Origin of the sequence: Microbacterium sp. PAMC22086, from assembly GCF_019443525.1 — a bacterium.
Taxonomy (GTDB): Bacteria; Actinomycetota; Actinomycetes; order Actinomycetales; family Microbacteriaceae; genus Microbacterium; species Microbacterium maritypicum.
Genome location: NZ_CP080380.1, coordinates 19,877 through 32,233, shown reverse-complemented (window position 1 = coordinate 32,233; position 12,357 = coordinate 19,877). Strand labels below are relative to the sequence as shown.

The 12,357-nt window shown below is 69.3% G+C and carries 13 protein-coding genes and 1 pseudogene; 9 read left to right on the top strand and 5 right to left on the bottom strand.

Annotated features, from left to right (window positions below):
• Positions 1-66 precede the first annotated feature (66 nt).
• Positions 67-690: a TetR/AcrR family transcriptional regulator gene (locus KY497_RS00165; protein ID WP_218682731.1), complete on the top strand. Its 624-nt coding sequence runs from the start codon at positions 67-69 to the stop codon at positions 688-690.
• Here KY497_RS00165 and KY497_RS00160 read toward each other — a convergent pair.
• Positions 677-1,552 carry an MFS transporter gene (locus tag KY497_RS00160; protein WP_219869544.1) on the bottom strand — a complete coding sequence of 292 codons (876 nt, stop codon included), beginning with the start codon at positions 1,550-1,552 and terminating at the stop codon, positions 677-679. The two genes, KY497_RS00165 and KY497_RS00160, sit on opposite strands and share 14 nt — an antisense overlap.
• A 34-nt stretch (positions 1,553-1,586) precedes the next feature.
• Positions 1,587-2,126: pseudogene (locus KY497_RS16920) on the bottom strand (MFS transporter); the annotation flags it as partial.
• A 78-nt stretch (positions 2,127-2,204) separates the two neighbouring features.
• Here KY497_RS16920 and KY497_RS00150 point away from each other — a divergent pair.
• Entirely contained in the window at positions 2,205-2,825 is a 621-nt protein-coding gene (locus KY497_RS00150; RefSeq protein WP_141386849.1) for a helix-turn-helix domain-containing protein, read from the top strand.
• A gap of 33 nt (positions 2,826-2,858) precedes the next feature.
• On the opposite strand, the gene KY497_RS00145 is transcribed toward KY497_RS00150, so the two are convergent.
• The 3 genes from KY497_RS00145 to KY497_RS00135 all read right to left on the bottom strand — a co-directional run bounded on the left by KY497_RS00145 (position 2,859) and on the right by KY497_RS00135 (position 6,170).
• Positions 2,859-3,842 (bottom strand): o-succinylbenzoate synthase, encoded by a 984-nt coding sequence (locus tag KY497_RS00145; RefSeq protein WP_219869543.1) that lies wholly within the window; start codon positions 3,840-3,842, stop codon positions 2,859-2,861.
• Between the two features lies 1 nt (position 3,843).
• Positions 3,844-4,980 carry a Fic family protein gene (locus KY497_RS00140; RefSeq protein WP_141386847.1) on the bottom strand — a complete coding sequence of 379 codons (1,137 nt, stop codon included), beginning with the start codon at positions 4,978-4,980 and terminating at the stop codon, positions 3,844-3,846.
• Between the two features lie 170 nt (positions 4,981-5,150).
• Positions 5,151-6,170 (bottom strand): GNAT family N-acetyltransferase, encoded by a 1,020-nt coding sequence (locus tag KY497_RS00135; RefSeq protein ID WP_219869542.1) that lies wholly within the window; start codon positions 6,168-6,170, stop codon positions 5,151-5,153.
• Between the two features lie 92 nt (positions 6,171-6,262).
• On the opposite strand from KY497_RS00135, the gene KY497_RS00130 reads away from it, so the two are divergent.
• The 7 genes from KY497_RS00130 to KY497_RS00100 all read left to right on the top strand — a co-directional run bounded on the left by KY497_RS00130 (position 6,263) and on the right by KY497_RS00100 (position 12,354).
• Entirely contained in the window at positions 6,263-6,595 is a 333-nt protein-coding gene (locus KY497_RS00130) for a PadR family transcriptional regulator (RefSeq protein ID WP_055870057.1), read from the top strand.
• A 1-nt stretch (position 6,596) separates the two neighbouring features.
• Positions 6,597-7,565 (top strand): permease prefix domain 1-containing protein, encoded by a 969-nt coding sequence (locus KY497_RS00125; protein ID WP_219869541.1) that lies wholly within the window; start codon positions 6,597-6,599, stop codon positions 7,563-7,565.
• 10 nt (positions 7,566-7,575) lie between these two features.
• A complete protein-coding gene (locus KY497_RS00120) occupies positions 7,576-8,496 on the top strand; it encodes a 1,4-dihydroxy-2-naphthoyl-CoA synthase (RefSeq protein ID WP_017828156.1) in 921 nt (306 codons plus the stop codon).
• 13 nt (positions 8,497-8,509) lie between these two features.
• Positions 8,510-9,664, top strand: coding sequence for an AMP-binding protein (locus KY497_RS00115; protein WP_219869540.1), 1,155 nt, complete (start codon positions 8,510-8,512; stop codon positions 9,662-9,664).
• A 26-nt stretch (positions 9,665-9,690) separates the two neighbouring features.
• A complete protein-coding gene (locus KY497_RS00110) occupies positions 9,691-10,482 on the top strand; it encodes a class I SAM-dependent methyltransferase (RefSeq protein ID WP_141386842.1) in 792 nt (263 codons plus the stop codon).
• Positions 10,483-10,543: 61 nt separating this feature from the next.
• Positions 10,544-11,722, top strand: a complete 1,179-nt coding sequence (locus KY497_RS00105) for a sensor histidine kinase (RefSeq protein ID WP_055870067.1) — start codon at positions 10,544-10,546, stop codon at positions 11,720-11,722.
• The gene (locus KY497_RS00100) at positions 11,719-12,354 is read left to right on the top strand and encodes a response regulator transcription factor (protein WP_055870070.1); all 636 of its coding nucleotides are present in this window, start codon (positions 11,719-11,721) and stop codon (positions 12,352-12,354) included. Before KY497_RS00105 ends, KY497_RS00100 begins: the two co-directional genes overlap by 4 nt.
• Positions 12,355-12,357: the final 3 nt, after the last annotated feature.

Sequence of the window (12,357 nt, the reverse complement as noted above, 5' to 3'; positions counted from 1 at the left end):
GACCCGCCCGGCCAAGCCTGTGTGCAGGGTGTGAATCATGCGAGAGTGAAGGGTCAGGAGGTTTCGATGTCGACACCCGCAACCCGCAGCCGTGAGAACACGCGTGCCCGTCTGCTCGAAGCGGCGGCGCAGGTCTTCGCCGAGGTCGGGCTCGACGGAGCATCGGTCGAAGCGGTCTGCGAGCGAGCTGGCTTCACCCGCGGCGCGTTCTACTCGAACTTCGAGTCCAAGGACGAGCTGTTCCTCATGCTCGCCGCCAGCGTCTCCGAAGTGCGCGTGAACGCGGTGCGCACCCGTGTCGAGGAGCTGACCGCCGCCGGTGCCCTCGTCGAGGGGTGCGATCCGATCGATCTCGTGCAGCAGATCATGGAGCTCGGCGGAGACGACCGCCTCGGTGTCATGCTCCTCAGCGAGATCCGCATCCGCGCCCTGCGCGACGCGAGGTTCGGTGAGGCGTATCTCGCCCAAGAGTGCGAGATGGTCTCGAGCATCGCGCAGATCGTCGACGACATCATCTCGGCGGGTCTCCTGCGGCTGCGGCTCCCGGCCGAGATCGCCGCGCGCATGCTCATGATCATCTGGGAGGGCATGACCGTGCGAGGAGCGATGGCCGGCCAGGACGACGCGCAGCTTCGGCACTCCGGTGGCGAGGAGCTCGGCCGCCTGGTGCAGCTGCTCATCGAGCCGTAGTCGGCGTCGCCGTTCCCCGGGCCCTCGAGGTCTGACGGCTCGCTGCGAGGGAGAGCAGTGCGGCACCGGCCAGGAGCGCAGCCGTCACGAGGAACGTCACCTTCAGTGCTGCGGTGAGCGCCTCCGGAGATGCGGTCGCGATCTCTGCTGCGCCGGAGGCTGCGGCGAAGAGTGCCGCGAGCACGGAGGCGCCAGTGACGAGCCCGAGATTGCGGGACAGGCCGAGCAATCCTGACGTCACACCGCGATGCTCTGTCGGCGTCGCACTCAGGACTCCGGTGTTGTTCGCCGCCAGGAACAGCTGGTACCCGGGGGCGAGCAGCACAGTGCCCGTGATGTATCCGATGAGCCCCCACCAGGAGGGCAGCAACGCGAGCGCGAGGGCTCCGACGACCATGGCCGAGAGCCCCGCCGTGGTCATGAGCCGCGTGCCGAACCGGTCGACCGCGCGGCCGGCGATCACGCCGGTGCAGATGGAGGCGAGCGGTCCCGCGGCCATGGTCGCCCCGATCGCGGCCGGAGCGAGGTGCAGCCCTCCCGCGAGGAAGAATGGGCCGACCACGAGAGTGCTCATCATGACCGTGCCCACGATCAGGTTGAGCACGGCCCCGATCGAGACGTCGCGATTGCGGAGCAGAGCCGGCGGCAGGAGCGCATGGGAAGCGCGGGCCTCCCGGAGGGCGAACAGAGCGGCAGTGACGATCGCGCCGCCGAGGAGCGGCATCGTCGGCCAGGATCCGTCGGCACCGGGCGAGGTCACGCCGAGCGTGTAGAAGGTGACGGCCGCCGTCAGCAGCAGCACGCCGCCGATGTCGAATCCGCGTCGGCGCCCGCTCGCCGCGGAAGTACCGCGATCGGTCATGCCGGTCAGAACCGCGATCGGTCATGCCGGTCAGAACCGCGACCAGCACGCCGAGCGGCGCCATTGCTGCGAAGATCGCCGGCCACCCCGCCACCGTGATCAGGAGGCCGCCGAGCGCGGGGCCTGAGGCGGTGCCCACTGCGGCCGTCGTCCCCAGCAGACCCATGACACGTCCGAGGCGCTCCGGCGCGACCATGTCGCGGGCACGGGCGAGAGGGAGCGCCATCATCACGGCAGCGCCGACACCCTGCAGAGCGCGGGCGCCGATCAGCACCCCCAGCGTCGGAGCGAGCGCGCAGAGCACGGCAGCGAGGGTGAAGATGACGATGCCGATCCCCAGGATGCGTCTTCGCCCGAGGAGGTCGCCCAGGTATCCCACCGTGAGGCTGGTCGCTGTCATCGCCAGCAGGTACGCGAGCGCCACCCACTGTGTCTGGGAGAAGGTGCCATCCAGGTCTCGGGCGATCGTGGGGAGCGCCACGTTGGCGGCGCTGGTGCCGAGGGACGCGACCAGCACGCTGAGAGCGAGCCCGGCCGTGCCTGAGCGAAGGGGGGAAGTCGTGGTCACGGTCATGTCCTCAGCATCGATCGCGTCTTCACTGAACAGCAACACGAGTTGCCGAAAGCGGGATGGCGGTGATGGGATGAGGCCATGGACGAACACGAGGCGGTCATCGACGCGACGCTGGAGCAGATCGGTCCGAGGCTCCAGGCGCTGCGCCTTCGACGAGGAACGACACTCGCCGAGGTCGCGTCGGCCACGGGTATCTCGAAGAGCACTCTCTCGCGCCTGGAGACGGGTCAGCGGCGCGCGAGCCTGGAGCTGCTCCTGCCGCTCGCGCGCATGTACCGGGTGTCGCTGGACGACCTCGTGGGCGCTCCCGAGACCGGCGACCCGCGGGTGCGGCTGCGCCCGCGGCGGGTCAACGGGCGCACTGTGGTGGCGCTCACACGCCAGCCGGGCGAGAGGCATGCGTGGAAGATCATCGTGCCTTCCGAGGCCTCGGAGCCGAAGCTCACCTCGCATGAGGGGTCGTCATGGATGTATGTGCTCACCGGACGCATCCGGCTCATCGTGGGTGACCGCGACATCATGCTCGAGGCCGGAGAGGTCGCGGAGTTCGATACACGCACGCCGCACTGGTTCGGCGCCGATGGGGAGCACGACGCCGAGATCCTCACGATCTTCGGCGCGGAAGGCGGCCACGGTCAGCGCAGCACCGACCTCGCCACGCGCCACCTCGCCGAGGTGCTCGGCGGGCCTCCGCGGTGACGTGCGACGGGGTCCTCGCCGCGGCAGTCGGCCTCAGTGTGCGGCGGTCGAGAGCTCATAGTGGCAGCGGGCGAGGCGCGCGAGCCACCATTCGCGTCGTTCGTCCGATGCGGCGAGACGACTGAGTGCCTCCGCATCGGGTGTCACTCGGCCGACCGGGATCGAGCCGTCGACCGGGCGCAGGTCGGCCACGTCGTCGAGGAACAGCGACGCCGTGCCGAGCCCGCAGTCGTAGTCGAGTGTCGGGAGGGCCGCAGCGAGCGCGGCTCCTTGAGACAGGCCGATCGCGGTGTCCAGGGCGCTCGAGACCACGACGGGGAGCCCCGCGGCGGTGACGATCTGCAGCGCGTGGGTGATGCCGCCGAGGGGCTGTGCCTTGATCACGAGCAGGTCGGCCGCGCCGGCACGGGCGACCGCGAGCGGATCGGACGACTTGCGCACGCTCTCGTCGGCGGCGACCGGGATGCCCATGTACTTCACGCGCCTGCGGAGATCCGCCAGCTCCGGCACCGTCGCGCAGGGCTGCTCCACGTACTCCAGGTCGTACTCGCCCAGCGCATGCACGGCGTGCTCGGCCTCGTCGACGTTCCAGGCTCCGTTCGCGTCGACCCTGATGCGGCCCTCAGGGCCCATCGTCTCGCGCACGGCGCGAACGCGCGCCACGTCGTCGGAGAGGGTCTGCCCCGGCTCGGCGACCTTGACCTTCGCCGTGCGGCATCCGGGGAATCGCGCCAGCAGCTCGGGCACGCGCGACGCCTCGATCGCGGGCACCGTGGCGTTCACGCCGATCCGATCCCGTAGCGGCTCCGGCTGCTCGCGCCATGCGAAGTCGATCGCGGCCGCGAGCCATGTGGCCGCCTCCGCGTCTTCGTACTCCACGAACGGTGAGAACTCCGCCCACCCCTCCGGCCCCTCGAAGAGCAGTGCCTCCCGCACTTCGACGCCGCGGAAGCGACTGTGCATCGGGAGGGCGACGACCCTGGCCGAGTCGAGCAGGTCTGAGAGCGGCGGGATCATGTCAATCGTTCTCCAGGATCTTGGGGAGATGCCCCAGTTCGTTGAGGCGGCGGATGAGGCGTGAAGCGAGTGGTCCTCTGCTCAGTGAGAGCAGATAGAAGCGGGGACCGTCTTGCGCCTGGCGGAGCAGCCCGCGATCGAGGAGTGCACGGATGACCCGGGAGCGTTGGGAGGCGGTGCCGGGGATCACCGATTCGAGATCGCCGGCCTTCACGACGCCGGCCGCGAGAACCGCGCGTAGCACCGTCTCATCGGCGCGGCTGAGGACCCCGTCCCGCGTCAGCTGCGTCAGCGCCGGGCCGACGAGCGCCGCCTCGACGAACTCATGGTCTTGTAGCTGGACGAGTCGGGCGAGGTCGTCGCGGATGCCCCGTGCGAAGAAAGTGATCCACGAGACGGTTCCCTCGTCATCCAGCGCATCGGCGGATTCGAGGGCCGCGATGTAGGCCGACCGATCGTTGCCGAAGACCGCGGCCGGATTCAGTGCGCTGTAGCCGCGCGTGGCGAATACCGTCTTGCGGAGCATCGCATACGTGAAGAGACGGGACACGCGTCCGTTGCCATTGCGGAACGGGTGAATCCATACGAAGCGGTGATGCGCGAGCGCGATCTGCATCATCTGCTCGTGCATCGGACGGTCATGGTTCGCGAAGGCGAGCAGGTCTGAGATCTCGGCGTGCACCGTCACCCAGGATGGAGGCACGTGGCCCGAACCGGAGATGGCCACATCTTGCTCCCGGTAGGCCCCCGGGGTGGGATCCCCTTCTCTGATGAGCCCCTCGACGGTGCGTGCGTGCAGATCTCGAACGAGCCCATGTGTGAGCGGAAGGGAAGGATCGAGGGTGTCGAGGTATCGCACTGCCTCGACGATGTTGGAGATCTCGCCGAGGTGATCATCGAATGATCGCGCTTCTGCCGCGCCGATGGTCTCGACGGCTTCGTACACGGTTGTGTGATTGCCTTCGATGCGCGCGGAGATCACGCTCATCACCGTGTCGAAGAGGAGATGCAGTTCGGTGACGATCTCACGGTGAGTCGTGCCGGTGCCGATGTCGGCGCGGAGCCGCTCGACTTCGAAGAGGAGCGGCACGAGGTCGGAATCGAATGCAGGCTGCGGGAGTCGATAGAGGTTGTTCATCGATGCTCCTTCGATCCACTGCGAACTTCTTTGATTGTGTCAGACTTATTGCCGAAGGTGCGGTCAAGAACCTTGATTCAGACGGGATCTGACGAGTTTCTCCTCTCTAGGAATTTGCGCCTGCATCGCAGGCCTTCTTGCGAGTGAGGCCCGATCTCACCCGCTGCACGTCAGGCCAGGTGTTTCTGCAGCTCGCCCATCCGCTCGGTGGGAATGAACCCGAGAAGCGTGTTCACGGCGAGCATGTGTGCGTTCGATTCCGCGTTGTACGTGTAGACGGCAGGTGCGTGAGGAGCTCGGTGCTGCAACAGGCGGAGGTTCGCGATCTTCACCGCCGTGCCGAGGCGGTGGCCGCGGTCGGCCCGGCGCACGAGCGTGCCCCATTGGTACGCATTGCCGTCGTCGCCCGACACGACGAGCTGGGTGTAGGCGGCGACCTGGCCCTCCGGCGTCAGCGCGACGGTGCCGATCGGAAGACGGTTCTGCCGGACGAGGAGCTCCTCCTGCTCGCGGATGCTCTCCACGTCGGGCTTCGCGGGTGCGATGTCGAGATCGCCGCTGGGGGCTTCGGTATCGATCGAGGCGTCGAGGACCGCCCAGCCTTCGACGACGTCGTCCGGCACCGGTCCGATCCAGCTCCGGACCGAGTAGCCCCGGGTCGCCGCAGCGATGTCGGCGTCGATCCGGTCGAGCACCTCGAGGTCGAGCGGGAGTGCGAGCCGGTTCTGCACGTCCCCGAGCGCGAGCGCGTAGCCGTGGCGGCGGGCGAACTCGCGACCGGGTGCGCCCTTGCCGTCGGATCCGAGCTCGTACGGCCACGAGGTGTCGCCCTGCGCGGTGGTGCGTCCGGCCTCGGCGGCTTCTGCCTCGAGGAAGGCCAGGGCGGTGCTGCCGACTCCGCGCCGTCGATGCGCCGGCGGCACGTGGACGGCGAGGTGCGCGACGTGTGTGTTGTCCTTGAGGGGGAGTGCGAGGCCCGCTGCGCCGACGACAGTGCCGTCGTCGCGCAGCAGGAGGGGGCGTCGCTCGAGAGTCTGGGACTGCTGCTGCATCGCGTTGCGCGTCTCCTCGCGGGACCAGACCGGGATGTCGGATCCGCGGTCGGCACGTTCGGCGGCTGCATAGGCATCCCACCAGGCGTCCACCTCCGCGGTGTCGAACGGGTCGATGCGCGTGATCTCGAGCGTCATGACTCCACGCTACTTCCCCCTTCCCGTCCGCCCAGGGAGTGTCCGAAACGTACGCTGGACAATAGTGTGTGACACACGGTAATGTGGCCTGCATGAACGAGACGCTCGACACGCACCTGCAGGAGCTGCGGCGCGGCACCGTGGTGCTGGCCTGCCTGCAGCTGCTGCGCACGCCGGGCTACGGCTATTCGCTGCTCGACCAGCTCGAGAAGCGCGGCTTCGCGACGGATGCGAACACCCTGTATCCGCTGCTGCGCCGCCTGGAGAAGCAGGAGTACCTCACGAGCGAGTGGAACACCGAGGAGGCGAGGCCGCGCAAGTTCTACCGCACCTCGGACGCCGGCATCCGCCTCGCCGACACCCTCACCGACGAATGGCGATCGCTCACCACGGCGATCGCGTCCCTCACTGCAGAGGAGAACTGACATGACCACCACAGCCACGCTCACCGAGCGGTACATCAGCGCCACGATCCGCAGTCTTCGGCCGGATGCGCAGGACGATGTCCGCGCCGAGCTCGAAGCCGCCATCACCGATGCGGTCGAGGCGCGAGTCGAGCAGGGTGAGGCGCCAGAGGCCGCCGAACGCGCGGTCCTCACCGATCTCGGCGACCCCGGGGTCTTGGCCGCCGGGTATGCGGATCGCCCTCTGCACCTCATCGGCCCCCGTTACTACCTGACCTGGTGGCGGCTGCTCAAGCTGCTGCTGATCATCGTTCCGGCCTGCGCCGCCGTGGGTGTCGCGATCGCGAAGTTGATCGAGGGGGCACCGGTCGGAGACGTGATCGGCGCAATCGTCGCCGTCACCCTCTCGGTCGTCGTTCACGTGTGCTTCTGGGTGACGCTGGTGTTCGTCGTGCTCGAGCGCACCGGTGCCGACACGGGGGAGAAGTGGGACGTCGACCAGCTGCCCGTGCCGACCGAGAACGGCGCCGCGCGCAGCGACATGATCGCCACTCTCGTCTTCCTCGGCATCGGCGTCGCCGCGGTGGTGTGGGATGCGACCCGCGGGTTCTTCCCGACCGGCGGCGATCCGACCCCGATCCTGAACTCCGGGCTCTGGCCGTGGGGGATGACCGTGCTCCTCGCCATCATGCTCGCCGACGCCGTCCTGGCTGTCGCCGTGTACCGCCGACGCCGGTGGACGGTCGGTCTCGCCGTCGTCAACACGGCGCTCTCGATCGCGTTCGCCACCTGGGCGGTGACACTTCTGGTGCGGGACGAGCTGCTGAACCCGGAGTTCGTGCAGTTCGTGTTCGCCGACAACGGGGTGGACGCCGACACGTTGCGCATCCTCGCGGTAATCACCGGAGTCGGCATCATCGCCGTCCAGACCTGGACCATCATCGACGGCTGGATGAAGGCCTGGCGCGCTCGCCGCGGGCGCGAGGAATAGGCTGGATGCCGTGACCACCGCATTCGTCTCCGACCTCTTCGACCCGGCCGAATGGGTGCTCGCGCCCGGTGCTGAGGACTACACCGACATCACCGCGCACGTCTCACGTGACGGCGGAGTCGCACGCATCGCGTTCAACCGGCCGGAGGTGCGCAACGCGTTCCGTCCGCACACCGTGGATGAGCTCTACCGCGCGCTCGACATCGCCCGGCAGGATGCGCACATCGGTGCGGTGCTGCTCACGGGCAACGGCCCGAGCCCGAAGGATGGCGGCTGGGCTTTCTGCTCGGGCGGTGACCAGCGCATCCGCGGTCGCGACGGCTACAAGTACTCCGACACGGAGACCGCGATCGTCGACGGCGCGGGCCGTGCCGCCGTCGGTCGTCTGCACATCCTCGAGGTGCAGCGGCTCATCCGCTTCATGCCGAAGGTCGTCATCGCGGTCGTGCCCGGATGGGCGGCCGGCGGCGGACACTCCCTGCACGTGGTCTGCGACCTCACGATCGCCTCCGCGGAAGAGGCGCGTTTCAAACAGACGGACGCCGACGTGGGCAGCTTCGACGCCGGCTACGGCTCCGCCTACATGGCCCGCCAGACGGGGCAGAAGTTCGCCCGCGAGGTGTTCTTCCTCGCCGAGGAGTACTCCGCCCAGCGTGCGTACGAGATGGGTGCGGTGAACCGCGTGGTGCCGCATGCCGAGCTCGAGCGCGAGGCGCTGAAGATGGCGCGCACGGTGCTGACCAAGTCGCCGACGGCGATCCGCATGCTGAAGTTCGCCTTCAACGCCGTCGACGACGGGCTGGTCGGTCAGCAGGTTTTCGCGGGAGAGGCCACCCGCCTCGCCTACGGCACCGACGAAGCCGTCGAGGGTCGCGACTCGTTCCTCGAGAAGCGCGACCCCGACTGGTCCTCCTTCCCCTGGCACTACTGAGTCGGAGACCCGCATGACCGCCCTGATCCCCACGGATGCCGAAGATCCGGTTCTGCTGCGGGAAGCCCTGCGGCGTGCGCTCGACGGGGGCCCTGCTCTGGGACTCGGGATGGTGGACGGCGCCCCGGAGAACGTGGCGGACGGCCTCGCCGCCGTGATCGCGACGTCGGGATCGAGCGGCATCCCGAAGCAGGTCGCCCTGAGCGGGGAGGCCCTGCGGGCGAGTGCCGAGGCCACGGCGGCGCGCATCGGCAGCGGACGCTGGCTGCTCGCGCTGCCGGCCGGCTATGTCGCGGGGCTTCAGGTGCTGGTGCGGTCGATCCTCGCCGACACGCGACCGGCACGGATAGAGGGCCGGTTCTCGCCGGTGTCGTTCGCCGAGGCAACTCTCGAGATGCTGCGGCCGGCGTCGAACGCGGGGATCCCCGACCTGTACACCTCCCTCGTCCCCGCTCAGGTCGCGACCTTGCTCGACGCGGCGGATGACACCGCCGTGCGGGCGGCACTGCAGGCCTATCGGGCGATCCTGGTGGGCGGCCAGGCCCTCCCGGAGCCGCTGCGGGAACGGGCGGCCGACCTCGGTGTGCGACTGGTGCGCACCTACGGTTCGACCGAGACCAGTGGGGGATGCGTCTACGACGGTGTGCCCCTCGACACGGTCAGCGTGCGGACGGTCGACGGTGAGCTGCGCATCGCCGGTCCCATGCTCGCCGAAGGGTATCTCCGCGACGGGTCGCTGACCGCCCGCACGTTCGTGCGCGATGAGCACGGCATCCGCTGGTACCGCACGGGCGATCTCGGCCTCGTCGAAGACCGTGTCGTCCGTGTGCACGGCCGCGCCGACAACGTGATCGTGTCCGGAGGGATCAACATCTCCCTCGACCGTGTGGAGCGGATCGTCCGCCGGATCGCGGGCCTTCATGAGGCCGTGGTCGTCTGCGTGGAGGATGAGCGCTGGGGCGAGGCGTCCGTGATCGTCGCGGCTCGGGGCGAGGTGCTCCGCCGCAGTGAGTCGGAGCAGCTCGCGCACGCTCGCGACGCCGTCGAGGACGAACTCGGCAAGCACGCCCGTCCCGTCCGGCTGATCATGGTGGACGAGATCGAGGTGCTCTCCTCGGGCAAGCCCGACCGCGAGGCCATCCGTCGCATGGTCGCCGACCTGCACTGAGCGCACGCTCTGCCAGACTGGGCCGCATGGCCTCGTACACGCATGGACATCACGAATCCGTCCTCCGCTCGCACAACGTGCGCGACATCGCGAACTCCGCCGAGTACCTTCGCCCGCACCTCACCGCCACGACCCGTCTTCTCGACGTGGGTGCGGGGCCGGGCAGCATCACGGCCGATTTCGCCGGCATCGTCGCCCACGTCACGGCCACCGAGATCGATGAGAGCGCCCTGTCGCTCTCGCAGGGACTCGTGGCCGAGCGCGGGCTCACCAACCTCTCGTTCTCGATCGAGGACGTGCACGCGCTGAGCTTTCCCGACGACTCGTTCGATGTCGTGCACGCGCACCAGGTGCTCCAGCACGTCGGCGACCCGGTGACGGCCCTGCGCGAGATGCGCCGCGTCGCCGTTCCCGGGGGGATCGTCGCCGCGCGAGACGCGGACTACGCGGGCTTCCTCTGCTTCCCGGAACTGCCGGAGCTCGATCGCTGGCTCACCCTGTACCGTGCGGCGGCACGGGCCAACGGCGGGGAGCCGGATGCGGGACGCCGGCTGCTGTCCTGGGCGCGCGCCGCGGGATTCACGGACATCACCGCGACGGCATCCACCTGGTGCTACGCGTCTCCCGCCGAGCGGGCCTGGTGGGGCGGCATGTGGGCCGACCGCATCCTCGAGTCGGCGCTCGCGCGGCAGCTCGTCGACAGCGACATGGCGACGCGGGCCGATCTGCAGGAGATCAGCGACGCCTGGAAGCGCTGGGCCGACGACGGCGACGGGTGGTACCTGGTGCCGCACGGCGAGATCATCGCCCGGGCCTGACACGGCGGAGATACATCCCGCGACGGATGCCCGCGGCCAGGCCCTCGCGTAGCGTGGGGGAGTGATCCGCCCGCTCTCCCGCACCGCGCTGATCCTCGACATCGTCGGGGCGGCGCTGCTGTTCCTCGTGCTCGTGCCGACCTCGCTCGTGTTCTACGGGCCGGGGACGGGCAACGACGCGATCGGGGGGTTCGCGGTCGTGGGTGTCTTCATCGCGAGCGTGCTGATGTGCGGTGGCGTCGCGATCGGCCGGCTCGCCCCGGGGTGGGCCCTCGCCGCTGCGTGGGCCGGTGCCGTGCTGCAGATGCTGTCCGGCTTCGGGCCGCTCCCGGTGAACTTCGCGATCCTGCTCGTGCTCTACGCCACCTCGGCGTGGGGCACGCGCCGCGTGCTCTGGTGGGGCTTCGGATCTGCGTTGTTCGGAGGGTTCGTCGCGGCCGTCTTCATGATCATCGTGAACGGCGTCGCCTTCGGAACCGGGTCCGGCTGGGAGAAGGTCACCGCGGGCACGCTCCTCCTCGTCGTCTCGGTCATGGCGCTCGGGTTCGCCTGGGTGTGCGGACTGCTGTGGCGTGTGGTGCTGCGCGCTCGCGGCACCAGGTCGGCTCAGCTGCAGGCGGAGGCGCTCGCCGCGGAGGAGCAGGAGCGCGTGCGCATCGCGCGCGACATGCACGACGTGGTCGCGCACTCGCTCGCGGTCGTGATCGCGCAGGCCGATGGCGCCCGATACGCCGCCGCCGTGAAACCCGAGGTCGCGACCGAGGCACTCGGGACCATCGCCCAGACGGCACGCGGCGCTCTGAGCGACGTGCGGATGCTCCTCACGCAGCTGCGGCACCGGCAGGGCGACGGTCCGCAGCCCACGCTCGCCGATCTCGAAGCGCTGTTCGCGCAGGTGAGACAGGCGGGCATCGAACCGCGGGTCACGGTCGATCCGACGCCGCCGGGGGAGCCGCCCGCCGCCATCCAGCTCGCGGTCTACCGCATCCTGCAGGAAGCACTCACGAACGCGATCCGACACGGCGACGGCGCGGTCGACGTGAACCTCGCCTGGCTGCCGGATCGCGTCGACGTGGACGTGCGCAACACGGTCACGGGTGAGGCGACCGTCGCGCCGGGCGGACACGGAGTCATCGGCATGCGTGAACGCGCACAGCTCGTCGGCGGTAGTCTGCAAGCCGAGCGCCGAGGGACACAGTTCGTCGTCCACGCCACGCTCCCCATCGGAGTCTCCGAATGATCAGAGTCGTGCTCGTCGACGACCAGGCGCTCTTCCGTGCCGGCATCCGGATGCTCGTCGCCTCCCAGCCCGACCTCGAAGTGGTGGGGGAAGCCGGCGACGGGAAGGAGGCGCTCGACGTCGTCCGCATGACCCGGCCGGACGTGGTGCTGATGGACATCCGGATGCCCGTCATGGACGGGCTCACCGCGACTGCCGAGATACTGGCACGCCCGGAGCCGCCGCGCATCGTCATGCTCACCACGTTCGACCTCGACGAGGCGGCGGCGCGGGCCATCCGTCAGGGGGCGAGCGGCTTCCTCCTCAAGGACGCCGACCCCGAGTTCCTGCTCGCCGCGATCCGCACGGTGCACTCGGGGTCGAGTGTGATCGCCGCCTCGGCGACGCGCGACCTGTTCGAGCACTTCGCCGAGGCACCCAAACCTGTGCCCGCGCAGTACACCGACCTCACGGACCGTGAGCGGGAGATCTTCGCGCTCGCCGCCCGCGGGCTCTCGAACTCCGAGATCGCCGCTCGCGAGTATCTGAGCGAGGCGACCGTGAAGACGCACATCAGTCGCATCCTCAGCAAACTCGCGCTGCGCGACCGCGTGCAGCTGGTGGTCTTCGCCTTCGAGCACGGCCTCGCCTGATCC